The 26,127-nt window shown below is 70.3% G+C and carries 26 protein-coding genes, 1 tRNA gene and 2 pseudogenes; 11 read left to right on the top strand and 18 right to left on the bottom strand.

From position 1 onward, the window contains the following. Together J7E97_RS28880 and J7E97_RS28875 are read left to right on the top strand one after the other, a co-directional pair. Nucleotides 1-1,383, top strand: a pseudogene (locus J7E97_RS28880) (hypothetical protein); the annotation flags it as partial. A gap of 14 nt (nt 1,384-1,397) precedes the next feature. Further along, nucleotides 1,398-1,976 (top strand): antibiotic biosynthesis monooxygenase, encoded by a 579-nt coding sequence (locus J7E97_RS28875; RefSeq protein WP_215033378.1) that lies wholly within the window; start codon nt 1,398-1,400, stop codon nt 1,974-1,976. A gap of 12 nt (nt 1,977-1,988) precedes the next feature. Here the strand turns inward: J7E97_RS28875 and J7E97_RS28870 are convergent, their stop codons facing one another. From J7E97_RS28870 to J7E97_RS28825, 10 genes are all read right to left on the bottom strand, one after another. Next, on the bottom strand, nt 1,989-3,638 hold the full coding sequence (locus J7E97_RS28870) for a long-chain fatty acid--CoA ligase (protein ID WP_215033375.1): 1,650 nt from the start codon (nt 3,636-3,638) through the stop codon (nt 1,989-1,991). A 272-nt stretch (nt 3,639-3,910) separates the two neighbouring features. Further along, a complete protein-coding gene (locus tag J7E97_RS28865; protein WP_215033373.1) occupies nt 3,911-4,444 on the bottom strand; it encodes a SigE family RNA polymerase sigma factor in 534 nt (177 codons plus the stop codon). Between the two features lie 146 nt (nt 4,445-4,590). Next, nucleotides 4,591-5,757, bottom strand: coding sequence for a lipid-transfer protein (locus tag J7E97_RS28860; RefSeq protein WP_215033370.1), 1,167 nt, complete (start codon nt 5,755-5,757; stop codon nt 4,591-4,593). Next, complete coding sequence (locus tag J7E97_RS28855) at nt 5,754-6,152, bottom strand: MaoC family dehydratase (RefSeq protein ID WP_215033367.1); 399 nt, start codon at nt 6,150-6,152, stop codon at nt 5,754-5,756. The genes J7E97_RS28860 and J7E97_RS28855 overlap by 4 nt, the downstream gene beginning before the upstream one ends. After that, on the bottom strand, nt 6,149-7,267 hold the full coding sequence (locus tag J7E97_RS28850) for an acyl-CoA dehydrogenase family protein (RefSeq protein ID WP_215033364.1): 1,119 nt from the start codon (nt 7,265-7,267) through the stop codon (nt 6,149-6,151). The genes J7E97_RS28855 and J7E97_RS28850 overlap by 4 nt, the downstream gene beginning before the upstream one ends. Continuing rightward, entirely contained in the window at nt 7,267-8,331 is a 1,065-nt protein-coding gene (locus tag J7E97_RS28845; protein ID WP_215033361.1) for a bifunctional MaoC family dehydratase N-terminal/OB-fold nucleic acid binding domain-containing protein, read from the bottom strand. Before J7E97_RS28845 ends, J7E97_RS28850 begins: the two co-directional genes overlap by 1 nt. Then, on the bottom strand, nt 8,328-9,485 hold the full coding sequence (locus tag J7E97_RS28840; protein WP_215033358.1) for an acyl-CoA dehydrogenase family protein: 1,158 nt from the start codon (nt 9,483-9,485) through the stop codon (nt 8,328-8,330). Before J7E97_RS28840 ends, J7E97_RS28845 begins: the two co-directional genes overlap by 4 nt. Before the next feature lie 239 nt (nt 9,486-9,724). Then, the gene (locus J7E97_RS28835) at nt 9,725-10,036 is read right to left on the bottom strand and encodes a hypothetical protein (protein ID WP_215033356.1); all 312 of its coding nucleotides are present in this window, start codon (nt 10,034-10,036) and stop codon (nt 9,725-9,727) included. Between the two features lie 787 nt (nt 10,037-10,823). Beyond that, a complete protein-coding gene (locus tag J7E97_RS28830) occupies nt 10,824-11,264 on the bottom strand; it encodes a DUF6344 domain-containing protein (protein ID WP_251055319.1) in 441 nt (146 codons plus the stop codon). Between the two features lie 471 nt (nt 11,265-11,735). Further along, the gene (locus J7E97_RS28825; RefSeq protein ID WP_215033351.1) at nt 11,736-12,098 is read right to left on the bottom strand and encodes a hypothetical protein; all 363 of its coding nucleotides are present in this window, start codon (nt 12,096-12,098) and stop codon (nt 11,736-11,738) included. Nucleotides 12,099-12,329: 231 nt separating this feature from the next. On the opposite strand from J7E97_RS28825, the gene J7E97_RS28820 reads away from it, so the two are divergent. Continuing rightward, nucleotides 12,330-12,863 (top strand): NUDIX hydrolase, encoded by a 534-nt coding sequence (locus tag J7E97_RS28820; RefSeq protein ID WP_215033348.1) that lies wholly within the window; start codon nt 12,330-12,332, stop codon nt 12,861-12,863. On the opposite strand, the gene J7E97_RS28815 is transcribed toward J7E97_RS28820, so the two are convergent. Beyond that, nucleotides 12,833-14,191 carry a helix-turn-helix domain-containing protein gene (locus J7E97_RS28815; protein WP_215033345.1) on the bottom strand — a complete coding sequence of 453 codons (1,359 nt, stop codon included), beginning with the start codon at nt 14,189-14,191 and terminating at the stop codon, nt 12,833-12,835. The genes J7E97_RS28820 and J7E97_RS28815 overlap by 31 nt on opposite strands. Nucleotides 14,192-14,629: 438 nt before the next feature. Between J7E97_RS28815 and J7E97_RS28810 the strand changes: the two genes are divergently transcribed. The 4 genes from J7E97_RS28810 to J7E97_RS28795 all read left to right on the top strand — a co-directional run bounded on the left by J7E97_RS28810 (nt 14,630) and on the right by J7E97_RS28795 (nt 17,172). Continuing rightward, entirely contained in the window at nt 14,630-14,773 is a 144-nt protein-coding gene (locus J7E97_RS28810) for a hypothetical protein (protein ID WP_215033342.1), read from the top strand. Nucleotides 14,774-14,935: 162 nt separating this feature from the next. Beyond that, nucleotides 14,936-15,091 carry a hypothetical protein gene (locus J7E97_RS28805; protein WP_215033384.1) on the top strand — a complete coding sequence of 52 codons (156 nt, stop codon included), beginning with the start codon at nt 14,936-14,938 and terminating at the stop codon, nt 15,089-15,091. Nucleotides 15,092-15,181: 90 nt separating this feature from the next. Continuing rightward, on the top strand, nt 15,182-16,393 hold the full coding sequence (locus J7E97_RS28800; RefSeq protein WP_215033339.1) for a cupin domain-containing protein: 1,212 nt from the start codon (nt 15,182-15,184) through the stop codon (nt 16,391-16,393). Next, the gene (locus J7E97_RS28795) at nt 16,327-17,172 is read left to right on the top strand and encodes an aldo/keto reductase (protein ID WP_215033336.1); all 846 of its coding nucleotides are present in this window, start codon (nt 16,327-16,329) and stop codon (nt 17,170-17,172) included. The genes J7E97_RS28800 and J7E97_RS28795 overlap by 67 nt, the downstream gene beginning before the upstream one ends. Here the strand turns inward: J7E97_RS28795 and J7E97_RS28790 are convergent. Continuing rightward, entirely contained in the window at nt 17,163-18,020 is an 858-nt protein-coding gene (locus J7E97_RS28790) for a hypothetical protein (RefSeq protein ID WP_215033333.1), read from the bottom strand. The two genes, J7E97_RS28795 and J7E97_RS28790, sit on opposite strands and share 10 nt — an antisense overlap. Before the next feature lie 182 nt (nt 18,021-18,202). On the opposite strand from J7E97_RS28790, the pseudogene J7E97_RS36310 reads away from it, so the two are divergent. From J7E97_RS36310 to J7E97_RS28780, 4 genes and pseudogenes are all read left to right on the top strand, one after another. Beyond that, nucleotides 18,203-18,389 (top strand): annotated as a pseudogene (locus J7E97_RS36310) (helix-turn-helix transcriptional regulator). Next, the gene (locus J7E97_RS36725; RefSeq protein ID WP_285428804.1) at nt 18,383-18,580 is read left to right on the top strand and encodes a hypothetical protein; all 198 of its coding nucleotides are present in this window, start codon (nt 18,383-18,385) and stop codon (nt 18,578-18,580) included. Before J7E97_RS36310 ends, J7E97_RS36725 begins: the two are co-directional and overlap by 7 nt. Continuing rightward, the gene (locus tag J7E97_RS28785) at nt 18,528-19,871 is read left to right on the top strand and encodes a site-specific integrase (RefSeq protein ID WP_285428802.1); all 1,344 of its coding nucleotides are present in this window, start codon (nt 18,528-18,530) and stop codon (nt 19,869-19,871) included. Before J7E97_RS36725 ends, J7E97_RS28785 begins: the two co-directional genes overlap by 53 nt. A gap of 289 nt (nt 19,872-20,160) precedes the next feature. Then, the gene (locus J7E97_RS28780) at nt 20,161-21,168 is read left to right on the top strand and encodes a hypothetical protein (protein ID WP_215033330.1); all 1,008 of its coding nucleotides are present in this window, start codon (nt 20,161-20,163) and stop codon (nt 21,166-21,168) included. A gap of 155 nt (nt 21,169-21,323) precedes the next feature. Here the strand turns inward: J7E97_RS28780 and J7E97_RS28775 are convergent. The 6 genes from J7E97_RS28775 to J7E97_RS28750 form a co-directional block, all read right to left on the bottom strand. Next, a tRNA-Ser gene (locus tag J7E97_RS28775) sits at nt 21,324-21,410 on the bottom strand. A gap of 55 nt (nt 21,411-21,465) precedes the next feature. Then, on the bottom strand, nt 21,466-22,392 hold the full coding sequence (locus tag J7E97_RS28770; protein ID WP_215033328.1) for a serine protease: 927 nt from the start codon (nt 22,390-22,392) through the stop codon (nt 21,466-21,468). Between the two features lie 167 nt (nt 22,393-22,559). Further along, complete coding sequence (locus tag J7E97_RS28765) at nt 22,560-23,618, bottom strand: YeiH family protein (protein WP_215033325.1); 1,059 nt, start codon at nt 23,616-23,618, stop codon at nt 22,560-22,562. Further along, nucleotides 23,618-24,172 carry a cysteine dioxygenase family protein gene (locus J7E97_RS28760; protein WP_215033322.1) on the bottom strand — a complete coding sequence of 185 codons (555 nt, stop codon included), beginning with the start codon at nt 24,170-24,172 and terminating at the stop codon, nt 23,618-23,620. The genes J7E97_RS28765 and J7E97_RS28760 overlap by 1 nt, the downstream gene beginning before the upstream one ends. Before the next feature lie 88 nt (nt 24,173-24,260). Continuing rightward, nucleotides 24,261-25,166 (bottom strand): LysR family transcriptional regulator, encoded by a 906-nt coding sequence (locus J7E97_RS28755; RefSeq protein ID WP_215033319.1) that lies wholly within the window; start codon nt 25,164-25,166, stop codon nt 24,261-24,263. 82 nt (nt 25,167-25,248) lie between these two features. Continuing rightward, nucleotides 25,249-26,127 (bottom strand): S1C family serine protease (locus J7E97_RS28750; RefSeq protein ID WP_215033316.1); only part of this gene is annotated, 879 nt, incomplete at its 5' end.

Here is a 26,127-nt window from a genome sequence, read left to right as displayed (position 1 = left end):
CTCGCGGCCCCCGCCGCGCCGCGGCCCATCGCCCCCGAGGGCGGTTTCGCGCTGCCCGCCGGCCCGACTCCCGCCCCGGGCCCGCAGGCACCGCAGCCTCCGCGGCTTCCGCAGGCACCTTCCACGGCCGGCTCCGCCTCCGCTCCCGCCGAGGCCGACGCCGAAGCCCCGGGCGGGCGGCGCGGGCGCCGGGTGCTGGGCTCGCCCGTGGCCGAACCCGAAGTCCCCGCCGGGCAGTCGGACGCGGGGGCGCAGGGCCCCGTAGACCCCGAGACGCACCCGACCGGGCGGCGGCGCGCGCTGCCCGCCACCCAGGCCTGGCCGGTTCCGGCGGCGCGCACCGCCACCGAGGACGAGGCCGCGGCCGCGGCCGGGCAGATCGCCGTACCCGGAGCCCGGCAGCCGCAGGACACCCCGGCGGAAGCCGCCGGCGGCCCGATCAGCGTCCGCGCGCTGGGCACCCTCGGCCAGGGCATCTCGACCGACACGAACGGCTCCGGCCGCCGCCGGCGCCTCGCTGAGCCCGCGCCCCAGGGCCGCGCCTTCGCCATAGGAGCACCCGAGGCGGGCTCCGACGAGGGTCCCGAACCGCTGGACGGCCCCGGAGGCGCCGTCGAGGTGGTCAACCGGCCCGTGCCGCGCCCCGTGGACGACGAGCTGCCGCCCGAGCCGCTGGACAACCCGCGCCGGCTCCTGGTGTGGCCCGCCCCCGACGTACAGACGCAAGCGGCGCTCAGCGACCGCGGATACCGCCCGGTGGTCGTCCACTCCCGCGAGGAGGTCGACGCGCAGATCGCCGCGTTCCCCGCCGCGCTGTTCGTGGACCCGCTGACCGGTCCGATCACCCGGACCGCCCTGCAATCGCTGCGCCAGGCCGCGGTGGCCGCCGAGGTCCCCGTCCTGGTCACGGCCGGACTGGGGCACACCACGCGCGAAGCCGCGTACGGCGCCGATCCGGCCGTCCTGCTCAAGGCGCTCGCGCCGCGCGACAGCGAACAGCACCCCTCCCGGGTGCTGCTGATCGAGGAGCACGACGAGATCGCGATCGCGCTGACCGCCGCCCTGGAGCGGCGCGGCATGCAGGTCGCCCGGGCCGACGCGGACACGGACGCCGTGGAGCTGGCCTCGCGGATGCGGCCCAACCTCGTGGTGATGGACCTGATGCAGGTGCGCCGCCGCCGGGCCGGGATCGTGGACTGGCTGCGCGCGAACGGGCAGCTGAACCACACCCCGCTCGTCGTCTACACGGCCACCGGGATCGATCCGGCCGAACTGCCGCGCCTGGCCTCGGGCGAGAGCGTGCTCTTCCTCGCCGAGCGGTCCACCACCGCCGATGTCCAGGGCCGCATCGTGGACCTGCTGGCCAAGATCGGAACCAACTAGTTCATCCTGGCCGCATGGCCATCACCGAAACGAGCGAGCAGACCGTCCCCGCGGACAACGGGGAGGTCAGCCTGCTCATCGCCCGACAGGTGGACCCGGGCCACGAGGAGGACTTCGAGGCCTGGGCCCACGGGATCCTGGAGACCGCCTCGGCCTTCCCGGACCATCTGGGGTACGGGCTGTTCCGCCCGGCCGTGTCCGGCGGGCCGTGGTTCCTGGTGCACCGCTTCCGCGACCAAGCGGCCCTCCGGCGGTGGCAGGACTCCACGGAACGCGCCGCGTGGTTCTCCAACTGTCTGGGGCACCACCACACGGAGATAGCCCGGCGCGAACTGCACGGCATGGAGACCTGGTTCGCGAAACCGGGTACGGCCCGGCCCGCGCCCCCGCGGTGGAAGATGGCGATCAGCTCGGGGCTGGCCATCTTCCCGATCTCGCTTGCGGGCAACGCGCTGCTCGGGCCGTACCTGGTGGATCTGCACTTCGTCCTGCGGACGGCCGCCTTCGCCGTCGTCTTCAGCACCCTGATGACCTACGTGGCCATGCCCGCGGTCAGCAAGCTGCTGCGGCCGTGGCTCACGCGGGGCCAGTAGCCCTGGCGCTGCTCAGTCGAGCTTGGTGACGTCGAGGGAGCCGTCCGCGTACTGCTTGCGGATCACCTTCTTGTCGAACTTGCCCACGCTCGTCTTCGGCACGGCCCCGACGAGCGCCCAGCGCTCCGGCAGCTGCCATTTGGCGATCGACCCGCCGAGGAAGGCGCGCAGCCCCGCGTAGTCCACGGTGGCGCCCTCCTTCAGGACCACGGTGGCCAGCGGCCGCTCGCCCCACTTGTCGTCGGGGACGGCGACGACCGCCGCCTCCGCCACCTCCGGGTGCGCCATCAGCGCGTTCTCCAGCTCCACGCTGGAGATCCACTCGCCGCCGGACTTGATGACGTCCTTGGCCCGGTCGGTGAGGGTGAGGTAGCCGTCGGGGCTGATGACGCCGACATCGCCCGTCTTGAGCCAGCCGTCCCCGCTGAACTTGTCCTCGGGGCGCACCGGTTCGCCGGCCACTCCGCCGTAGTACGCGCCGGCGATCCAGGTGCCACGGACCTCCAGCTCTCCCGCCGCCTCTCCGTCCCAGGGCAGGTGGTCACCACCGGGGCCCACCAGACGGGCCTCGACGCCCGCCGGGAAGCGTCCCTGGGTGAGCCGGTAGGGCCATTCCTCCTCGGCACTCAGCCCGGCCGGCGGGTGCGCCATGGTGCCCAGCGGAGAGGTCTCGGTCATGCCCCAGGCGTGGCAGACGCGGACGCCGAGCTTGTCGTAGGCCTCCATCAGGGACGGCGGACAGGCCGAGCCGCCGATGGTGACCTGCTTCATCGAGCTGAGGTCGCGCGGGTTGGCGGTGACCTCGGCCAGCAGCCCCTGCCAGATGGTCGGGACGGCCGCCGCGTGCGAGGGCCTCTCCCGCTCGATCATCTCGGCGAGCGGGGCGGGCTGCAGGAAGCGGTCCGGCATCAGCATGTTGATGCCGGTCATGAAGGTGGCGTGCGGCAGGCCCCAGGCGTTGACGTGGAACTGCGGGACCACTACGAGGGAGGTGTCACGGTCGGTCAGGCCCATCGACTCGGTCATGTTGACCTGCATCGAGTGCAGGTAGATCGAGCGGTGGGAGTAGATGACGCCCTTGGGGTCCCCGGTGGTGCCGGAGGTGTAGCACATGGCCGCGGCCTGGCGCTCGTCCAGCTCGGGCCAGTCGTAGGTGTCGGCGCGGCCGGCCAGCAGCTCCTCGTACTCGTGCACGCGCACGTCGAGGCCCTCCAGCACGGAACGGTCGCCGACGCCCGCGACGACCACGTGCTCGATGGTCGGCAGGTGCGGCAGCAGGGGCGCGAGCAGCGGCAGCAGGGTGCCGTTGACCAGGACGACCCGGTCGGCCGCGTGGTTGACGATGAAGACCAGCTGCTCGGGGGGGAGCCGCAGGTTCAGCGTGTGCAGGATCGACCCCATGGAGGGGATCGCGAAGTACGCCTCCACGTGCTCGGCGTTGTTCCACATGAGGGTCGCGACCCGGTCGTCCTGCTGGACTCCCAGCTCGTCGCGCAGGGCATTGGCCAGGCGGGTGGCGCGGATCCCGATCTCGGCGAAGCTGCGGCGATGCGGCTCGGCCTCCCCGGTCCAGGTCGTGACCTGGGACTTCCCGTGGATCGTCATCCCGTGCTGCAGTATGCGGGTGACGAGGAGTGGTACGTCCTGCATCGTGCTCAGCAAAGCGTCCTCCCGGTGAGCGCTGCGGCGCTGCGGCGGCTACGGATGCTGCCGATTCTGCGCACGTACCGGTCGGCATGTCACTACCCAGCGGTAGAAACGCCGCAGTGTTTCACGTGAAACGACGGGGGGCGGGGTGCGGAGGGGGCCATGTTTCACGTGAAACACCGGCGGGTCGGAATAGGAGGGGGCGGCGTTTCACGTGAAACGTCGCCGGAGCGGGCGCGCGGAACTGGCGCGGGACGGGTGTGGAACGAGTGCGGCACGGGCCCCGTTCAGCGGACCGGGGTCAGTTCCGGGTCCTCACGAAGCTTGCCCAGCGCCCGGGAGACGGCGCTCTTGACCGTACCCACGGAGACCCCGAGCAGCTCGGCGGTCTGCGCCTCGCTCATGTCCTCGTAGTACCGCAGGACGACCATCGCCCGCTGCCGGTCCGGCAGCCGGGTCACCGCGCGCCACATCGCGTCGCGCAGCGCCTGCGCCTCGGCGGGGTCGCCGGCCGGCGGTTCCCCGGGCTCGGGGAGCTCGTCGCAGACGAACTCGTCCACCTTGCGCTTGCGCCACTGGCTGGTGCGGGTGTTGACCAGGGCCCGGCGCACGTATCCGTCCAGGGCCCGGTGGTCCTCGATGCGGTCCCAGGCGACGTACGTCTTCGCGAGCGCGGTCTGGAGGAGGTCCTCGGCGTCGCACGGATTGGCCGTGAGCGAGCGCGCGGTCCGCATCAGGACCGTGCCGCGGGTCCGGACGTACGCCGAGAACGACGGGTACGGCGTCGGATGCGAGGCGAGCGTGCACACAGGCGTGGTCATGCATCCACGCTAGGAGCGCGAGCGCCGCTCGGAATCGGCCGGAAGTGCCGAAGCCGGGTCCGCCTCAGGTTGTAGGGCCGGTGGCCTCCCCACCTCCTGAAGGTGGAGGAGGCGGGGCTCGGCCCCGAGCGGCGGTGCCGCGGCGATCAGCCGTCCGCGCCGAGGATCAGGCCGGAGGTCGGCACCCCGGTACCCGCCGTGACCAGGGTGTGCGAGGCGCCGGCGACCTGGTTGACGGAGGTGCCGCGCAGCTGGCGCACGGCCTCGGCGATGCCGTTCATCCCGTGCAGGTACGCCTCCCCGAGCTGACCGCCGTGGGTGTTGAGCGGCAGCGCGTCCGCGGCCACGAAATCGGCGGCCTCTCCCGGCTCGCAGAAGCCGAACTCCTCCAGCTGCATCAGCACGAACGGGGTGAAGTGGTCGTAGAGGATGCCGACGTCGATGTCCGAGGGCCGCAGGCCGCTGGTCCGCCACAGCTGGCGGGCGACCACGTCCATCTCGGGCAGCCCGGTCAGATCGTCCCGGTAGAAGGAGGTCATGCCCTCCTGGCGGCGGCCGGCGCCCTGCGCGGCCGCCGTGATCACGGCCGGTTTCTGCCTCAGGTCGCGGGCCCGTTCGGCGGTGGTGACGACGATGGCCTGGCCGCCGTCCGTCTCCTGGCAGCAGTCCAGCAGCCGCAGCGGCTCGACGATCCAGCGGGAGGCGGCGTGGTCGGCGAGGGTGATGGGCTTGCCGTGGAAATAGGCGGCCGGATTGTTCGCGGCGTGCCGGCGGTCGGTGACCGCGACGTGGCCGAAGGCCTCCGGGGTGAGGTCGTACGCGTGCAGGTAGCGCTGGGCGGCCATCGCCACCCAGGAGGCCGGGGTGAGCAGCCCCCAGGGCAGCGACCAGCCGAGCGCCGCGCCCTCCGCCGAGGGCTCGCGCTGCTGGACACCGGAGCCGAAGCGGCGGCCGGACCGCTCGTTGAAGGCGCGGTAGCAGACCACGACCTCCGCGACCCCGGTGGCGACGGCGAGGGCGGCCTGCTGCACGGTGGCGCAGGCGGCGCCGCCGCCGTAGTGGATGCGGGAGAAGAAGGACAGCTCCCCGATGCCGGCCGCCTGGGCGACGGTGATCTCGGGGCTGGTGTCCATCGTGAAGGTGACCATGCCGTCGACGTCGGCGGGGGTGAGCCCGGCGTCGTCGAGGGCCGCGTGCACGGCCTCGACGGCCAGTTTGAGCTCGCTGCGGCCGGAGTCCTTGGAGAATTCGGTCGCGCCGATTCCTGCGATGGCGGCCCGGCCGCCGAGTCCGTCGCGGTTGCGGACGCTCATCGGATGCCTCCCCCGACGGGAAGGGTGACCGTGACGGTGCCCGTGACGTGGTGGCCGATGCCGTTGGCTCCGACGATCCGGATCTCGGCGGTGTCCCCGTCCAGGGCGGTGACGGTGCCGGTCAGGGTCATCGTGTCGCCGGGGTAGTTCGGGGCGCCGAGGCGGATGGCGACCTTGCGCAGCACGGCGGCCGGGCCCAGGTGGTCGGTGATGTACCGGCCGACCAGACCGTTGGTCGTCAGGATGTTCATGAAGATGTCCGGAGAGCCCTTCTCCCGCGCGAGCGCCGCGTCGTGGTGCACGTCTTGGTAGTCGCGGGAGGCGATCGCGCCCGCGACGATCAGCGTGCGGGTGACCGGTATCTCCAGCGGCGGCAGTGTGTCGCCGATGTTCATGCGCCGTCCCCCTCGGGTGCGTCGGGTGCCTTGAGTGCCTCGGGCGCGTCGGGTGCGTCGGGTGCCTCGGCTGCGTCGGGTGCCTCGGGTGCGTCGTCGGACAGCAGCGCACCCAGCTCGGCCAGCAGCTCGCTGCCGCAGCCCAGGTAGGCGTCCAGCTGGCGCCCCCACAGGAAGTGCCGGTGGACGGGATGGTCGAGGTCGGCCCCCATCCCGCCGTGCAGGTGCTGGCCCGCGTGGACGACCCGCTTGCCCGCCTCCGAGGCCCACCAGGCCGCGGTCAGCGCGTGGTGCCCGGCCGGCAGCCCCTCGTCGATCCGCCAGGCCGCCTCGTACGCGGTGACCCGGATCGCCTCGGTGTCCATGTACGCGTCGGCCGCGCGCAGCATGACGCCCTGGTTCGTGGAGAGCGGCCGGCCGAACTGCTCGCGGGTGGAGGTGTACTCCACCGCCCGGGCCAGCGAGCCCGCGCAGACGCCCGCCTGGAGACCGGCGAAGGCGGTGCGGGCCACGGCCAGCACGTCCGCGTAGGCACCCTCCCCGCCGATGCGCTCCGCCTCGGCGCCGCTCAGGGTCAGGCTCGCGGCCGACCAGGGAGCGGTGGTCTCCACCGCCGAGGCGTGCACCCCGGGCGCGTCGGTCCGTACGAGCCACAGGGCCCCGGCCGCGTCCGGGACCAGGACGTGCGTGGCCTCGCGCAGCCACGGCACGGCGGGGGCCGTTCCGGTGAGCCGGCCGTCCTGCGCAGCGGAGATCCGGCCGCGATGGGGGAAGGCCCCGGTGGCCACCGCGTCGCCGGAGCCCAGGGCGGGCAGCAGCCGGGCGCGTTGCGCGGCGCTGCCGTGCCGGGTCAGGGTGAGGATCCCGTACACGCAGGTGGCGGCGTACGGGACCTGCGCCGTCGTGCGGCCCTGTTCCTCCAGCAGGAGCACCAGGCCGAGCAGGCCGACGTCCTCGACGGCGGCGGTCAGTCCGGCGGCGGTGAGGGCCTTCCACAGCTCGGCGTCGCTGCCGGTCCCGGCGGCCGCGAGGCGGTCGTGGGTGGCGAGGTCGCGGAAGATCTGGGCGGCGAGTCCGGCCGCGGCGGCCTGCTCCTCGGTGGGGCGGAAGTCCATCAGGCCCCACTTCCCCGGAAGACGGGCAGTTCCAGGTCCTCGTCCACGCGCAGGAACTCCAGTCGCACGGGCAGTCCGATGCGGACCTTGTCGTAGGGGACCCCGGTGATGTTGCTGACCATGCGGACGCCCTCGGCGAGTTCGACGAGCGCGACGGCGTAGGGCGGGTCGAAGGCCGGGAAGGGCGGATGGTGCATGACCACGTAGCTGAACACCGTGCCGGCGCCGCAGGCCTCGACCGTGTCCCAGTCCGGGCTCGCGCAGGCGTTGCAGCCGGGGAGCCAGGGGAAGCGGAGCGTCGCGCAGGCGGTGCAGCGCTGGATCAGCAGCTTGTGGTCCCGAACACCGTCCCAGAAGCCCTGGTTGTCCCGGTTGATCACGGGGCGGGGACGCTGGGCGGGGCCGGGCTTCTTCCGTGACGGGGACGGCTGCGCGGCCCTCCTTGCCGCCGGGACGTACTTGAGGATCCGGAAGCGGTGGGTCCCGGCGAGTTCGCCGTTCGCGCGGACGTCCATCCGGGTGGTCACGAAGTGGCCCGTGCCCAGCTTGGTGGTCTTGCGAGGTGACACCGACTCGATGACGGCGTCGAAGGTGATCGCATCGCCGGGGCGCAGCGGCCGCAGGTACTCCTGCTCGCAGTCGGTGGCGACCACGGAGGTGCAGCCCGCGCCGTCGAGCAGCGCGAAGAGCTCGTCGTAGGAGCCGGAGCGGTCGCTGTGACCGGAGAGCCCGCCCATCGTCCAGGCCTGGAGCATGGTGGGCGGGGCGATGGCGTCCGGCCCGGTGTAGGCGGGGTCGGCATCGCCCATCGCCTCGCACCAGTGGCGGATCATCGGCTCGTTGACCGGGTCCTTGCCCTGCCCGGCGGTGGCGGCGGGCTGCCCCTCGAAGGCCTTCAGCAGCGCGTGGAAGCGGGCTGCCGCGGCTTCGTCGGCCGCGTCGGGTGTGGTGGTCGCGTCGGGTGTGGTGGTCGCATCGGGTGTGGTGGTCGCGTCGGTTGTGTTGGGGGTTGTACTGGGGGTTGTGCTGGTTGCACCGCCGGTCGCGCCGGTTGCGTGGGTCATCTCTTCCTCCCCTTCATGCCGAGCCGCATCATCGCGACGATCTCCCGTTGGACCTCGCTGACGCCGCCGCCGAAGGTGTTGATCTGGGCGGCCCGGTTCATCCGCTCCAGCTCGCCGCCCTCGAAGGCCCCGGGCCCGGGAGCCCGTACGAGGGCCTCCTCCCCCACCACCTCCTGGCAGATCCGGTACACCTCGACGGTGGACTCGGTGCCCAGGAACTTCACGCCGCTCGCGTCGCCGGGGGCCAGGGAGCCCGCACCGACGTCCTGGACGAGGCGCCAGTTGAGGAGGCGTACCGCGGCGAGGCGCACGTGGGCCTCGGCGAGCCGGGACCGCACCCAGGGCCGGTCGGCGGGGCGCTCGCCGGTGACCGGGTCGGGGGTGCGGGCGTGGTCGAGCGCGGCCCCGTAGAAGTCCTCGGCCTGCATGCCGATGGCGGCGAGGGCCACGCGCTCGTGGTTGAGCTGGTTGGTGATCAGGCCCCAGCCACCGTGCTCGGGGCCGACGAGGTTGCCGGCGGGCACGCGGATGGAGTCGTAGTACGTGGCGGTCGTGGTCAGGCCGCCGACCGTCTCGATCGGGGTCCAGGTGAAGCCGGGATCGTCGGTGGGCACCAGGACGATGGAGATGCCCTTGTGCTTGGGGGCCTGCGGGTCGGTGCGGCAGGCGAGCCAGATCCAGTCGGCGTTCTGGGCGTTGGACGTGAAGATCTTCTGGCCGTCGATCACCCAGTCCCCGCCGTCCCGCACGGCTTTGGTGCGCAGCGAGGCGAGGTCGGTGCCGGCCCCGGGCTCCGAGTAACCGATGGCGAAGACGAGTTCGCCCATGAGGATCCGGGGGAGGAAGTAGTCCTTCTGCTCCTGCGTCCCGTACTTCATCAGGGTCGGGCCGACGGTGTTGAGGGTGACCATGGAGACGGGTGCACCGGCCCGGTAGGCCTCGTCGAAGAACACGAACTGCTCGTCGGGGCCTCGGCCCCGGCCGCCGTACTCGACGGGCCAGCCGAGGCCGAGGAGCCCGTCGGCGCCGATGCGGCGCAGTAGTGCTCGCTGCTCGGAGGGGTCTTCGGGCACCCCGTCCGGCAGCAGGTCTCCGAAGTATTCGCGCAGTTCGGCGCGGAGCCTCAACTGGCCTTCGGTCGGGGCGAGGTGCACGGCGCTGGCCTCCCGGCATCACATCATCATGTGAACCTGACTGTCCGTCAGATTCCACGTGGATGTCAAGGCCGGTGGCGGTGACGTCGGGGCGGGGCGGGGCGGGGGCGAGACGGGGCGGCGCTGGCGGGGCGGGGGCGGTGTGGCGCGGGGAACGCCCGAGGGCGCCTGCGCTACCGGACCCCAGCCGGTCCGGTCGCACAAGCGCCCTCAACAGTCAGCGGCGGCTCAGGCCGCGGTTACCACCAGGGGTGGAAGTTCACCGCGATAGTGGAGTTGTGCTGCTCGATCGCGGTGAAGGCCGAGCCGTTGACCTGCGCGGTGTTGTTCTGGTTCGACGCCCCGGATCCGGTGGCCACCTGCTGCGAGGTGGAGGAGTTGCCGTGGTTGCTGCCACCCACGCCGCTGCCGATGATGCTGGCGACGCTCGCATTCGATCCGTCGTTCGCGAAGGCACCGTTGTCGGCCGATGCCACCCCGCCGAAGAGGGCGACGGCGAGGGGGAGAGCGGCGACGGCGGCGATGACGCGGGCGGTACGGATGCTTGCCATGTCTGTTTCCTCCAGAAAACCGAAGTGGGGTTTGCTCCAAGGCAGTTGGCCGACTGTCTCGGTCGTTCCGTGCTGTGCGGCGTCGCGACATCAGAATTGCCCACCGAATCCCCGGCGAACCACCCCGGAGCCCGCGATTCCCCCGCAAGCATGACCAACATCGGATAAACCCCCTTCACGCCCCCGCCGCTCCAGGCCAGCACCCCCGAAGGGCGGCGAAACCCCCGCTGCACAAGGGGCGAAGCGTTCCGGCAACCGCCCGGCCCCGGACATGCCGAAAAGGGCCGCGCCGTCCGGGAACCCCACCGTCTCCCGGGCCTGAGGCCCTGCAACTCCAAGCTTCGCGCCCCCGACGCGCCCCCGGCGCCCGCCGGGGCAATCCGACCGTGCCCCGCTCCGGGGCACCCTCGCGGCGCGATCCGCGGTCGCGGCCTGCTTACACCGACCGACCGGGCTCGAGCGCCTGCTGTCGTACTCGTATGTGGTGCGTGATGCGTCACGCGTGGTGCGTCATGCGTGGTGCGTCATGCGTGGTGCGTGGTGCGTCATGCGTGGTGCGTGGTGCGTCATGCGTGGTGCGTCATGCGTGCTTGTACTGCACGGGTCCTGCGGCTGCCCGCGTCCGACCCGTCGTGCCACGTCGCGTCCTGCTGCGCCGCGTCCTGCTCGGTCTGGTCCTGCTCGGTCTGGTCCTGCTCGTCCGGTCCTAGTCGTTCCGTGCCGTGCCGCTCCGCTGCGCTGCGCTCGATCCGTTGCGCTGCGATCAGTTGCGCTCCCATCCGCACGGCTACGCGGCGAGCGCCATCTCCTTGTGCGCGGCGCCGACCCGGCTCGCTGCGGCGACCGCGGCCGTACGAGCGGTCCCGTCGGAGCCGAGGCCGAAGCCGAAGCCCGACTCGGAGCCGGAAGCGGAACCCGAACCGGATCCCGTGGCGAGGGCGGCGGCGGTCCTGGAGCTGCGGACGGACGGGGTCTTGCCGTGGGCCTCGGCGCGGATGCGCTGCTTGATGGTGGGCGGAAGCGAACCTCCCCGCATCATCGCCCGCCAGGTCTGCCGGGCCATGAAGGCCGGCCGCGTCACGGTGGTGGCCGCGGGGGCGAGGGAGGAGGAGACGGAAGCGGCGGCGGCCGGGGCGGCCTTGCCACCGAAGCCGAGGGCGGTGAAGAGCGCCACGAGCGCTGCCAGGAAGGTGGTCCAGATCGACGTGGGGGTGCTGCGGTGAGCCATGACGGTTCCCTCATTTCGCGATGTTCCGACGGGCGGATCTGAATACATTCGTCATGATGCGAGCGCAACCGCAGCGCCTCCACGACCCGCGCCGTTCTTCCGACAAACACCACCCAAAGGAACCAATGCCATGATTTCCACCCTGCAGATTCCGGGCGCGCGGCCCGCCTGAGCACACCCGAAGGCGCCCGACCGGGACACATGGGGACAGACACAGAGGGGGGCGGAGGTCGACGACAGCCGGTTCGCGCGCAAAAGGGGTGCCACCGGCTGGTGGCACCCCTTTTGTTCCGGGCCTCGGGCCCGCCTGCGGTGGGTGTGGGATTTGAACCCACGGTGACTCGCGCCACGACGGTTTTCAAGAGAGTGCTGCGGGAAGCGTCTTCACCGTGGCTGACCTGCCCGTTGCCCGCTCTCGGGGCTCCTCGCCGCCGATAGCGGTCCACACCTGGTCCACCAGCAGGGTCCCGGTCACCCAGCCCGATTCAGCTCCTCCAGCATGCGTGCCGCGTCCGTCTCGGTAATCTCCCACCGATCGATGTCGCCGCTGACCTTGAAGAACGGCTCCAGATTGGCAAGTGCCACCTTGGCCTCGTGCATCGCATCAACGAATCGGTCGATCCCGCGCTCTCGGAGCCGCTGGTTGAAGGCTTCGACAGTTGCTTGATCACCGCCCACGTAGTGAGCCGGTACTCCGTTGGCAAAGTGCCGAGTCACCTGAGCGACCCGCAGCGCAGCGATCGCAGCGCTGAACGCCTCCCGACGAGCACGGCGCCACGCGAGATGCGATGTCATCCAAGGTGCCAGAGAAGCACCGATGAATGCGCCGACCAAGCCCAGTACCGGAGTTAGCCACAGTGGCATCCCAGCACCCACCCCTACTCTCCGCGAAGACCATGTTCTGGCGTCCACATCATGCTGGACGGCAGTGCTGTTGTGGACTGGACTTGGGGATCACCTCTCCCCCGCCTCCGATGTCGTCACTCTGACGTGAATTTGGCCGAAGCTAGCTGGAGTTCAGCCCAGCTCTGCGATGCTGGTGGTCGATCGAGAGGGGCCGCAGCGATGCAGTGGAAGATCCACGGGGAACGTCCGATCTACGAGAACCCATGGGTGAACCTGTGGCTCACCGATGTCGAGACGCCGGACGGGCACCGCTGGGAACACCACGTCGTCAAGCTCCGCCACCTGGCCGTGGCCGCCGTGATCAACGACCGCCAGGAGGTCCTGATGATGTGGCGCCACCGCTTCATCACGGATGCGTGGGCCTGGGAGCTGCCCATGGGCCTGGTGGAGGCGGACGAGACGCCCGGCGAGGCTGCCGCCCGTGAAGTCCTCGAAGAGACCGGCTGGCGTCCGGGCCCGATGAAGCCGCTGATCTACGCCGAACCGGCGAACGGCATCACGGACTCCCAGCACCACCTGTTCCGCGCGGACGGCGCCACGTACGACGGGCCGCCGACCGAGAAGAACGAGTCGGACCGGATCGAGTGGATCCCCCTGGCGAACGTCCGGGGCATGATCGACCGCCGCGAGATCGTCAGCAGCGGCTCCCTCGTCGGCCTGCTCTACGTCCTGATGGACGCAGGGGTGCGCTGACCCTGCGGGGGAAGCATTGCTCGTAGGCGTGCCTCGAAGGCGACTGCGGCCGGCACCTCGCGATACGGCGCAAGCTGCTCGTAGAACTCGCGAAGGTGCCCGGTCACCCGCTCAGACGACACTGCTGCGGCGGGCACTAGTGCCTCGATCGCCGTGTGGCACGCCTGGTCGAGCTTGCCCCGCTGGAGCTGCGTACGGGCCAACCAGAAGGCATGGAACGCCCTACCCCGCTGGTTCGCGGGGTCCTCCCGCTCCAGCGCGTCCGCGATCAACGGTTCGGCAATCGCCACCTCGCCGAGACGGCCGTGCGCGATGCCCGTGTCCACGATGAGCTTCGGCTCATCGAAGTACGTCACCCATGCCGGGTCCGGGTCGTCCGTCTTGATCCGGTCGTACTGACTGTGCGCCTCAGAGATCGCGGTGTGGGTCGCTGTCCGGTCGCCCAAGGTCGCCTGGGCGAACGCCTCACGCATGGCCAGCATGGCCCGGACTCTCGGCGTCGTACCGATGGCCGCTCGGGCCTGGTCTTGGGCGGCAGACACCAGTGCGAGCGCGTCCGCCGGCTTTTCCTGGTAGGTCGCTTGCAGGCTCATGCACGCCAGCACGTTGGCCATGAATGGGTGGTCGTCGATCTCCCGGGCCAGTTGCAGAGCTTCCGAGAAGTACGCGCGAGCCTGCTGGTACTGCCGGGCATCGAAGTACGTCCACCCGGTCAACCGCGCCAGCTCCGCCGCGATGCCGTACAGGCCGTGCTGTATCGGCGTCGGCCGCTGGTCCTTCAGTAGCCCCTCGACGTATCGCAGCTGGCCGACGACAGCGGGCCGGAGCGTCTCACCCCCGTGCTCGTCGTCGCGACGCCAGTAGTCCTCGATCGAAGAACGCAGGGCGTGCAGTGTGGATGGGCTCGGGTTGGTCCCGGCGGCCAGGGCCAGGATGCTGTCCACCTCCACGCCTGGTAAGGCTCTGAGGGGCTTTGGCCCAACCGGCAGGTGATCGAGCTCCGGCCTCTCCCGCTCAGCCACGGCCAAGACAGCCGGCGTCTCCCACGTACGACGGGCAAGTCCGAGCATGTGCCCCGGGATGCGCAACCCATCGGCGATCCGCTCGATCACGTCCATGTGGACGAGCTGCCGCTGTCCCGCGATCACCTCTCCCACCCGGCTCGGCGTCAGCTCGCACTGCCGCGCGATCATCGACGGGTAGATGCCTGCCCGAGTCTTGACCAGGCGAAAGACCCTCGCGAAGTCGCGCACGCGGCACGCGTCGATCATCTCGGGCTCAGTGAGCAGACTTACTGGTAGTTCCTTCGCACGACGTGTCTCAGGCATCGGGCACGCTCCGGAGGAGGACTACGGATCGCTTCAAGGTCTCAACCGACCGTGATGTTACCCAAGTTGGGTAATCCGCTGGGCCTTTCTGGCTCGTCGTCCTGATCGCGATCCTTCTGGACATGGTGAAGCGACCGAGGACGACCGCCTTGAACGATTCGGCGGGCACTCCTGACACACAGCGAACGGCCCTCGGGGAAACCCCTGACCTGGGCATAGAACCCCGCGTCCTGATGAGCATCCGGGTATCGCGGGACTCGGGCCGGACGTGGTCGCCGAGCACGCGGGTCCTGGAAGGCGACCCGTTCGACATCCTCTGCAACCCCGGCCGCTACCCCCCGTGCGAGTGCCCCCGCTGTGGCGGTACCTCGTCGTCGGTCCGTGCCCTTCAGCCGGCATCCATCACGCCGGGGGCGGCATAGTGGCCGCCTTCCAACGTTGAAAGCTCCCTTAGAACGGGATTCCCGGGTACGTGGTCGAGCTCCGCGGGGCTGGCGCCAACAGCTCGCCGTGCTCCTCTACGCCGCCGTCGTCATCGTCCTGGTGGTCACCCTGGCCATCGCCGGTGATCCCGGCCGCTGACCGGCAACCGGCTCCGGCACGAATTCCGCGTTCGCTCGATCCGTGGCCTCACGCCACCCCCGTCTCCCTACCATCCCGGAAACAACCGGGCTGGGCAGGGACGCCCCATCGGGGCTGGGCCGGCACCCGTCGGCCCTGGACGTCCAGGAAATGGAGACACACATGGCAGCGCAGAAGGAAGACCTGCTGATCGGCGTCGAGCGCCTGATCAAGGTCCAGGACCGCTTCACCGCTGCGGCGGCGGAGTCCGACTCCACCGGCACCTCCGCGGGCGACGACGGTGAGAACCGTGACGGCCTGAACCTCCCGCAGGAGTAGCACCACCAGCACACCACAGCGCGAACCGGGGGCTCGTCATCCACGGCGGGCCCCCGGCCCTCGCTCTCATGACGCAGACCGGAGGAACGCGTGGACCACCACTTCGTCACCGCAATGGAGAAGGCCCTCGGCTGGGACGGCCCCAGGGAACTCGGAGCCTCTTTCGCCCGGGGAACGATCGAGGATCTTGATCTGCTCGATCGCCTGCTCAACCCCAGGAAGTTGCTGGACCTGGTGATGCGCCGCAGCGTCACCACGCCCCAGTTCCGCATCTTCCAGGACGGGGCCGAACTGCACCCCGGCCGCTACATCCACCCCTCCGTCACCCGGCGGGGACAGGCCATCCCTATGGCCGACATGCGCCGCGTCGGCGGGCTGATGCGCGAGGGCTGCACCATGGTCCTGGACGAGGTCGACTCCTTCGACCCGGCCATGGAGGCCACCTGCCGTGCGCTCCAGTGGTGGGCCCGCGAGCTGGTGCAGGTGAACGCCTACCTGACCACCCAGGACGCCAGTGGCTTCAGGCTCCACTGGGACGACCACGACACCCTGATCGTCCAGCTCGCCGGCCGCAAGAGCTGGGAAGTCCGCGGCACCTCGCGCAGGGTTCCGATGTACCGCGACTCCGCCCCCAACGCCGAGCCCAGCGAGGAAATCGTGTGGCAGGGCGTCATGGAGCCCGGTGACGTGATGCACATCCCGCGCGGCTTCTGGCACCAGGCCACCCGCGACGACCAGGGCGACGGCTACAGCCTCCACGCCACCTTCGGCATCGTGAAGCGCGTCGGCGTGAACTGGCTGGCCTGGCTCGCCGACCAGGCCCGCACGCAGGAGTTGTTCCGGTACGACCTGGGCCGTTGGAACTCCCCCGGCCAGTGGGAGGGACAGCAGCGACTTCTGGCCGACGCCGTCGCCGAGCTGGCTACGAAACTGACCCCGCAGGACTTCTTCGATGCTCGCGAACGGGAACGCCTGGCCGCCCGGCACGTCCCGGCCACCGGCCTGTTCGGCAAGCCCGCGGCCGTCGTGTGCGTCACCGACTTCGAGCCCGTGATCGAGCAGCACCACGACACCGTGGACGTCCTCACCGCGGGCAAGAAGCTCACGTTCGCCGGCAAGGCGTACCCCGCCCTCGCCCTGCTGCTGAGCGGCCACCCCGTCGACATCGCCGACGCCACCGAGAAGACGGGCCTGGACGTGGAACAACTCGCCGAGATCCTGCTGAAGGAGGAACTGTGCACGGAGCTGACCCCCGCCTTGTCCTCGGCCTACACAGGTCTCGTCACCACCGCGACATCCTGACGGCCGCACTCGACCTCGGTGTCACCGCCCTGGACACCGCAGCTCCCTACTTCGGCTTCCGCTCGCACGCGGTGCTGGCCGAGACGGCCGCCGATCTACTGCCGAGGTTCACCCTCTCCACGAAGGTGGGCTTCTTCCCGAGCGCCGGAGGTGCTGAGCACTCCCTTGATCCGGTCCGGCTGCGGCTGGCCGTCGAGCGGGCGGCCCGGGAGCTCGGCAGGGAACCTGACACCGTGCTCCTCCACAACCCCGAACGGAGCCTCGCGGGCCTGTCCCCTACCGATGGCCACGCTCTCCTCGGTCATGCCTGCACCGCCCTGGCCGACGCTGCCCGCGACGGCCTGTGCCGCGCCTGGGGTGTGGCTTCCTGGGACCCCCGTCCGCTCGGCATGGTCCGGCTGGAGGACCTTCCGTCTCCGGACGTCCTCATGGTCCGGGCCGGTTTCCTCGTGGGCATCGCCCCCCTCGACGCCACCACCGTCCTGCGCACCGCCTGGCAGGCGGGCGAGACCTGGGGCATGAACCCCTTCGGTGGCGGCCACAGGAAGATATGGGAGGACTTCGACCCCCGCCCGTTCCTCCGACCGCCCCACGATGGCTTGTCCCGCGTTCAGGCGGCGTTCCGGACCGCGTTCCACCTGCCCACCGCCTCCGCGGTGGCGGTCGGTACCGACGACCCCGGGCACCTGGCCCAGTTGGTCCAGGCCCTGAACGCGGAGGTGGACACCGCCGCCGTCAGTCAGTACCTGCGCGCCCTCCACGGGCTCCGTCAGAGCTGAAGCTCGGCCACCAGGCGCTCGGCCTCCTTCCGGGCCGGCGCCAGCAGCGGATCCTCCTCGTACGCGTAGGGTCCGACGATCTTCGACAGGAAGAACAGCGACATCAGCTTGCCGTCCCGGCTCGCCAAGTCCGCACGCCGCTCCTGGTGGACGCGGTCCGCGAGCGCCGGGACGGCAAGCGCGTTGCCCCACAGCGTTGCGGCGTCGAGGCCCCGGGGCGCCATGCCCCAGTCCTCCCAGTCGATGAGGGAGAACTCCGGTCCCATCACGTTGGCCCAGGTCAGATCCGCATGAGCCGGCGCCCACCGATCGATCCGCGTATCGACCACCCCGGGGAAGACCGCCCCGAGGGTCTGGGTCACCTGGTCCTGCGTGATCGTCACCGTGTCCGGCGTCGCGATCCGGGGCGTCTGCTGTGAGGCAAGCGCGTCCAGCGAAGCGTTCAGCGCCTCCCACCATTCGTCCGGCAGGCCCGGGTCTTCGAGCACCAGGGCGCCCTTGCCGACAGACGGCGATGCAATCAGCTCCAGCTCATCCGCGCGCCACATCACCGGCTCGCCCGGCTCGCGCCACGCCAGGCCCTGGTACCACGCGGGCATCGCGACCCCTTGCAGCACGGCAGCGGCCTCGGTCCCGTTCCAGCCCTGCGGGCCGATCCGCTCGAATCCCCGCCGCTCGATACGCACCCACGTGCCCCGCTCCGTAGGACCCCCCAAGGAACGGCGCTTGCGCACCAGGGCCTCCCGAACCAACCGCACGTGCAGGGCTTCTTCCACGCGCTCCAGCACGTCTTCCACCGGCTGACGGCGTAGATCCACCTGGGCAGCAACGGGCAGGGATCCGTTCATCATGACCTCCTCGGCGAACGGATGACCGTAGCAGGAAGAGGCCCGCCGATACGATCCGTCCGTCAACATGGAGCACGCCAACTTCCGTCCGCTCGTTGGCCGTTGTAAGAACAGCCTCCGCCTCGCCCACGCCGGTGGCCGGAGCGGCTTTGGCCGGTGTCCTGTTCGGGTTGGGGTCGGGCATGTGCAGGGGGCCTTACGCTGTCCGGCAACTCGGGCAGACTTTCATCATGTCGCGGGCCGCCTTCTACCGGCTCCGCGCTCGCGGGAACGCGCCCCCGCTGCCTCAAGCTCCCCAACGGGCAGATCCGCATCCGCCGTGCCGATCTCGACGCGTGGTTCGAGGGTTGCGAGGTGCCTGCGTGCTGACGTTCGACGTGCAGATCTGGGGCATCCGCAAGCGCCCCGACCGCGCTGCGGCTTATCAGCTGCGCTGGCGAGTCGGCGTACAGCCGTTCTCGAAGAGCTACAAGATCAAAGCCCAGGCAGACGGCCGACGCTCCGAGCGTGGCGATGAAGTGGCCGAACGCTTCGGCCAAGCACCCCGCGAGCATCGCTGACGCGCTCGCCACGGTCACCCCGCGCCTGGTGAAGGACAACCGCGGTGCCCCCGCTCCCCGGATTCTGCGGACCGCCCTCTACTCCTGGGCCTTCCGCCTCGTCCTCGACCAGGACGGCGACCTCGTCGCCCGGATCGAAGCCGAGGAAGCACCCGAAGCCATCGTGGCAGCCCTCGACGGGATCGGCCGGAAGTCCGTGGACATCGCGGCCCTGAACACGCCGACGGTCGTGTGGTCTGCTCTGGACTCGCTTGCCCGCAAGATGGACGGGACCGCTGCGGCGGACAACACGGTGACCCGGAAGGTGCCCGTGTTCAGCAACTGCCTGCGCTACGCCGTCGAGATGGACCGCCTGCCTTCTCTGCCCCTGACCAAGGTGGACTGGACGCCGCCCGAGACGGATGACGAGATCGACTTCCGCTACGTCCCCGGCCCGGACCTGGCCCGAAAACTGATCGACGCCGTGGGCGAGCAGGGAGACCGTGGTCGGCACCTCAAGGCGTTCTTCGGGTGCCTCTACTACACGGCCACCCGCCCCGGCGAAGCGGTGGCCCTCCGCGAAACGGACTTCACCCTGCCCGAGGAAGGCTGGGGCCAAGTCGTCCTGTCATCCAGCTCCCCGCGCGTCGGCTCCGGCTGGACCGACTCGGGGGAGTCCTACGACTCCCGGGGCCTCAAGAAGCGCGCCCGGAAGGCAACCCGCGAGGTGCCCATGCCCCCGGACCTGGTCCGTCTGATCCGCAACCACATCGCGGAGTTCGGCACTGGGGAGGGCGGACGGCTCTTCCGTGCCGCTCGTGGGGGCGGTCTCCTCAGCAAGGAGTACGGAGACATCTGGAAGGCCGCTCGCCGTGCCGTCCTCGCCAAGGAAGAGGCCAAGACACCGCTTGCTGAAGTGCCATACGGACTCCGCGCCGCTGGCGTCTCCCTCTGGCTGGAGTCCGGAGTCTCCCCGGCCGAGGTCGCTCGCCGTGCTGTTCCGCCTCTACGCCAAGGCGATCCGCCGCAACGAGGACCACGCGAACCAACAGATCGAACGCGCTCTGCGTTCGAAGTAGGTCGCGACGGCGACAGCGCCTCGCGGATGGTCGGAGTGCATACTCCAGCCATCCGCGGGGGGCTGGCGCTACGCAATCATCACGTGAAGTGCTCCGGCAACCATGATGAACGTCCCGATGGCGGCAGGCAGTCCGCCTACTGCCGCAGCAGGAATCGACGCCGCGCCTGCGACTGCCATGATCACTGCCCACCTCAGGGGGAGGCGCTCCGGCTGCCGCTCCACTTCATTTGATCTGCTACGACTGCGTACGCTCGACAACGGCGTATCTCCCACTCTGCTGTCCGGCTGAGGATCAGAGCGCCGCTTGCGGTGGCTCCCGGCTGGTACCCGGGGGCCACCTCACTCATCAACACTGCTGATCCGGCTGCCCTCTTGGGCTGCGACTCCCACAATGCCTGCGCTCTTCTCGCGGAGGCGAGTACACTACGAGCACGGCTTGATCCGCCTGTGACGCACACCTAGTTAGCCAGCGAGCTCTCACAGGCGGATCAAGGGGTTCAGAACAAAGGGTTCAAACTCGATGGTCAACTTCTTCGACCTGTTTCCCCTGTCCGCGAGTGAGCTCAAGAGATTCCACGCACGCCACGCCAAGCTGGAAAAGATCACCGCTGAAGCCAACCGTGTGTCCACGCGGATCGCGGAGGTCAGGACAGGCAAGCAGCTGGTGCTTCGCAGCAGCTTCGTCTTCCGCCCAGACCCGGCTGCGGTCTCAGGAGACGCCTCCGACCGCCTTCTGCCCTCATCGGAGGAACGCCCGCCGGCCACCCGGCTGGCGTCGCCACGCGGCATCGCCTTGAAGGTCTTCCTCACGGCAGCATTCGTCGCGCAGTCACGCACCCCCGGCGAGCGCCCCACGAACACACTGCCCCTAAACGATCAAGACACGGTCAGCTGGGTTGACCTTTTCGCCACGCCCGCCGTTCGAGGGGGTGGCGTGAAGACCTACGCGAGCATTCGGGACAAGAAGGCACGCCAGCTACAACACGCCTTGGGCCGGCTCTCCAGCCCTGAAGTACAACTCGTTCATCTGCCGAACGCTTCAAAGGCTGTGGGCAAGTACGAGGGGTTCCTACTGCTGCACGAACAGGGCGCCCCGTACGGCGGTGGAGAGAATGCGGATCGCTACACAGTTCCCGGCCAGGACGGGCGAGAGCTGCTCCTCACCCTGCCAGCGGGACTGTTCACCAACGGCTGGATCCATCTCTTGGAAGACAGTGAACTCGCGTTCTTGCTGATGATCGCGTGGCTGCATGCGCGGTTCGGCCATCAGCCGGTCTTCGCTGCAAGCGACATCCGCCTGCTGCAGTTCGGACTAGGTAAAGACGCCTATGAGGCTCACCGCATGCTGAATCGCTTCGGCCTCGTAGAGGTCCAGGAGGACGCGGACCGATACTTCGAGGGCGGCAAAATCGCTGGCTTTCAGGATGGCCAGCGGCCGAAGCTCCATCGCTTCCAACTGGTGTCCGCAGGATTCGACGAGCAGGCGACGGAGAAGGTGCGCGAGGTTATCGAGCGCAAGCTGGCCTAAGCTCCGCCATGACTCCTGACACCTGGTCCACGCCTGGTCCACAGACACTGATCAGCAACGTGACAGAGGCGGATCAAGGTGAGACAGGCCCCACACGAAAGGGGTGCCCCATACAAGGGGCACCCCTTCTGGTCAGCAGGTTCGCTGACGTGGTGCGGTGGGTGTGGGATTTGAACCCACGGTGACATCGCTGCCACGACGGTTTTCAAGACCGTTCCCTTAGGCCGCTCGGGCAACCCACCTGGCGGGTACAGAGTACCGGGCGGTGGGGGTGGGCGGCGCTGGGGATTTCGGGGGTCAGGCGGTCTGGGCCTTGTCGTAGGCCGCCTTCGCTTCGGGGCCGAAGTACGGGCCGAACATGCGGTTGGGCAGGAAGGTGTAGCCGAAGCTGTTCACCGAGACCTGGGTGCCGAGACCCGTCGCCTCGTTGAAGTCCTGGAACCAGGGGCCGCCGCTGGAGCCGCCGGTCATGTTGCAGGGCAGGCTGTGGTCCTTGGTCAGCAGGAAGTCCTTCCCCGTGTTGCCGCTGCAGTAGACGAGCTTGGTGCCGTCGTACGGAGCCGCCGCGGGGAAGCCGAAGGCGTACATCTTCTTGTTGTAGCCGCCGTTGAACACGATGCCCTGGGCGCCGACGACCTGGCTGAGCTTCTGGCCGTTCAGCGGGGCGACGACCGCGAGGCCGACGTCCATGTTCATGTCCTCGCTCGCCACCCACTGGTCGGTCGCGAAGGTCTTGGTGGCCGGCCACTGCCCGTAGGGCGCGTTCCCGTTGTCGTAGGCCGGGACGAAGGTCCAGTTGGTGTGCCAGGCGCCCTGATACTTCACGCAGTGGCCGGCGGTGATCACCGTGCTGCCGTTGGCGCTGGTGATCGAGTCGCCCGAGCAGGAGGCGTTCTTCCCGTTGAAGGTGAAGAACACCCGGCCCGAGGTTTTGACCACCGCGCCGCCACCCGTCCAGGGGCCGCCCGCTTGCGGGAAGGCCGCGGGAGTCGCGGCGATCGTCGTGGGGACCAGTGCGGACGCGGGTCCGGCGGGTGCGGTGCGGGCGACCGCGCCCGGGGCCGCCGTGATGTCCAGCGGAGCGGCGGTCCGCATACGCTCGGCGGTCCAGAAGCCCCGGGCGGGCTGGTCCGCGGCGACCGAGGGGGAGGCCGCCGTCAGAGCGCCCGCGAGCAGGGCGCCCGCCGCGAGTAAGACCGATAGGGCCGTGCGGTGACGATTCACGCAATGACTCCTTCTGCCGTGTCCGGATGAAGAGTTGTCGGTGCGGACCGGTGCGGATCCGTGCGGATCGGACGCAGAGTGGCACGGTGGAGACGAGATGTCAGGAAGCGGTCGGAACGTTCGGTCGGTTCCGGCCAGGAATTGGCCAACTCCCGTCCGTTGATGGCCTACGCGGTGAGCAGGACGCCCGCGAACGAGACTCCGCCCACCACGACCCAGGCCGCCAGCCCCAGCAGGGCGGCCCGGCCGCCGGTGCGGGCGAGGGTGGGGAGGTTGACCGCGCCGCCCAGCCCGAACAGGGCGGCCGCGAGCAGCAGTTCCTGGGCCGTGTGCGCCCACTCCAGTGCTACGTCGGGCAGTACCCCGGTGGCGCGCAGCGCGGCTGCGGCGAGGAACCCGGCCACGAACAGCGGCACCGGCGCCGGTCGGCGGCCCGAGGGCGTGCGCACCCCGCGCTTGCGGGCGCGCACCGAGAAGGCCACCGCGGCCACGAGGGGGGCCAGCATCGCCACGCGCATCAGCTTGACCAGCACCGCTTCGCCGAGCGCACCCGGGCCGGCGGTCTGCGCGGTGGCCACCACCTGGCCGACATCGTGGACGCTCGCGCCGACCCAGCGGCCGAACTCCGGATCGGACAGACCCAACGGGGCCTGGAGCAGCGGGAGTACGGCGATGGCCAGGGTGCCGCACAGGGTGACCAGCGCGACCGAGGAGGCCACGTCCTCCTCGTCGCTGCCCGACACCTCGCTGACCGCGCCGATGGCCGAGGCTCCACAGATCGAGTACCCCGTGGCGATCAGCAGCGGCTGGTCCCCGGGGAGGCCCAGCCTGCGGCCGAGCCAGAGCGTGCCGAGGAAGGTCGCCGCGACCACGGCGGCCACCATCGCCACCGTGGCCCAGCCCAGCCGGAGCACCTGGTCGAGGCCCAGCGCCAGGCCCAGCAGGACGATGCCGATCCGCATCAGCCGCCTCCCGGCCAGGGAGAGGCCCGGGCGCGCGGGTCCCCGTACGAAGCCCCGTAGGCCCGGGAGGTGGGCCGCGGCGATGCCGAGCACGACCGACGCCGTCAGCATCGGCACCCAGGGGGCCAATCGGTGGACCGACCAGGCCACCAGCACGCCGGCCAGTGCCAGTCCCAATCCGGGCCACGGCGAGGATGTTTCACGTGAAACATCGACCGGCTCCGTGGGTTCCGCCCCGCGCACCGGGCGGTTCAGGAGGGCCATCAGTCGGACGGGAGCGTGTAGACGCGGCGGACGCTACTGCCCAGGCGGACGACGTCGGCTCCGTAGACGTGGAGGGATATCGCCTTCGTGCGGCAGGAGTTGCGGACCTTGTGGATGTCCCCGGGCGGGGCGAACCCGCAGACGTCACCGGGGCCGTTGACCACCTGTTCCGTGGCCACCAGCCGGGCCGCCTCGGTCGCCGTGGCGGGGGCGAGGCGGTAGCGGAGTTCGCTCTCCTCGCCCTCGTGCACCCCGGCCACGCACCAGGAGACGTGGTCGTGGATCGCGGTTTCCTGGCCCGGCAGCCACACGAGGGCCACCACCGAGAAGCTGCCGTCCGGCTCCGCGTGCAGGATGTGCTGCCGGTACCGGTCCGGGTGCCCTTCGCGCTGCTCGGCGGCGAGCAGGCCGGGCATCCCCAGGTGCGGGGCGAGGCGCTCGCCGACCAGGTAGGCGGTCAGGTCCGGGGCGAGCCCCCGGTCGACGACCGTGCGTATCTCGGCGACGAGGGCGGCCATCCTCGCGGTCGTGCGGGCCGGAGTGGTGGTGGTCATAAGGGGAGCGTCGAGGAGGCGACCCATCACGTCCAACGACATTTGGACGCTGAAATCCCAACCTCAGCTTATGAATGAGGGGTGGCGCTCAACACCCGATCCGGTTCGACGCAGCCTGCCTCAGGGCGTCCAGCACCACGGCCGTCGCCGGGATCCGCAGGTGGTCGCGGTAGACGTAGGCACCGATGTGGCGGCGCGCGGCCGGCTCCAGGGCCCGCCCGCACACCTTGGTCAGCGAGAGCGAGGGCAGCACCAGCGCGGGCATCATGGCGACGCCCAGGCCCTGGGCCACCAGGCTCTGCACCACCAGGTTGTCATCCGTGGCGAACCGGATGTCGGGGACGAAGCCCAGCTCCGCGCATTCGTGCAGCAGGTTCGCCCGGCAGCGCGGGCAGCCGGCGATCCACCGCTCCTCGGCGAGGTCGACGAGGTGGACGGCCCGGCGCCGGGCCAGCGGGTGTCCGGTCGGCAGCAGCACCGTCAGCTGGTCCTCCAGCAGCTTGACCTCGGCCACCTCGTCCGGGATCTCCTCGTGCAGCCCGGGGTAGGTGAAGGCCAGGGTGATGTCGCACTCGCCCCGCTCCAGCCTGCGCAGCGAGTCCGGGGGCTCGCCCTCCAGCAGCTCGACCTGGATGCCGGGGTGGTCCTTGGCCAGGCAGCTCAGCGCCTCCGGGACGAGGGTGACGTTGGCGCTGGGGAAGCCGCAGAGCCGGACGCGGCCGGTGCGCAGCCGGGCGTACGCCTTCAGCTGGGCCTCGGCGGCGGAGAGGCTGCCGAGAATGGACTCGGCGTGCCGGGCCATGGACTCACCTGCCTCGGTGAGCTGCATGCGTCGGCCTACGCGGGTGAACAGCGGGGTGCCGGCGGCCCGTTCGAGCGCCTTCATCTGCTGGGTGATCGCGGGCTGGGTGTATCCCAGGACGCGGGCGGCGGCCGAGTAGGACCCGGAGGCGACCACCTCGTGGAACGTCCGTATGTGCCGCGAGTCGAACACCCTCGAAGCATAAGCAGATATTGGGAGGGGCCGCAGGCGGAATCCCGCCTGCGGCCCCTCTCCATCAAGCCAGTCGAGCGCCTTACTTGTCGCCCACCCGCGAGCCGAACGTGATGTCCACGGTGGTCGGCTTGCCGCCGCGCAGGTAGGTCAGCTTCACCGTCTCGCCCGGCTTGTACGTCCAGATCTCGCTGATCAGGGTCGGGCCGCTGTCGATCGGCTTGTCGCCGAGCTGGGTGATGATGTCGCCGGGCTTCAGGCCCGCCTTGCCGGCCGGGCCGTTCGGATCGACCAGCTCGTTGGCGGCTGCTCCGCTCTCGGAGATCTTGGCGCCGTCGGTCTTGGCCGCGAGGTCCACGGAGACCGAGATGATCGGGTAGACCGGCTTGCCCGTCTTGATCAGCGACTCGGCCACGTTCTTCGCCTGGTTGATCGGAATGGCGAAACCGAGGCCGATGGAGCCGGCCTGGCCGCCGCCGAAGCCGCCGTTGCCGGCCGACTGGATCGCGGAGTTGATGCCGATGACCGCGCCGCGGCCGTCGAGCAGCGGGCCGCCGGAGTTGCCCGGGTTGATCGAGGCGTCCGTCTGCAGCGCGCTCATGTACGAGTTCTTGCCGCCGGAGCCGTCACCGGAGGCGACGGGGCGGTTCTTGGCGCTGACGATGCCGGTGGTGACCGTGTTGGACAGGCCGAACGGGGCACCGATCGCGATGGTCGAGTCGCCGACGGCGACCTTGTCGGAGTCGCCCAGCGGCAGCGGCTTGAGGCCGGACGGCGGGGTCTTCAGCTTGATGACGGCCACGTCGTAGCCCTGGGCGCGGCCCACGACCTCGGCCTCGTACTTCTTGCCGTCCGAGAACGTCGCGGTGAGCTTGCCGCCGGCGGCCGCGGAGGCCACCACGTGATTGTTCGTCAGGATGTGGCCCTGCTGGTCGTAGACGAAGCCGGTGCCGGTGCCGCC

It is taken from the genome of Streptomyces sp. ISL-66 (assembly GCF_018614135.1).
Lineage (GTDB): Bacteria > Actinomycetota > Actinomycetes > Streptomycetales > Streptomycetaceae > Streptomyces.
This window is presented reverse-complemented; position numbering and strand designations above follow the sequence as displayed.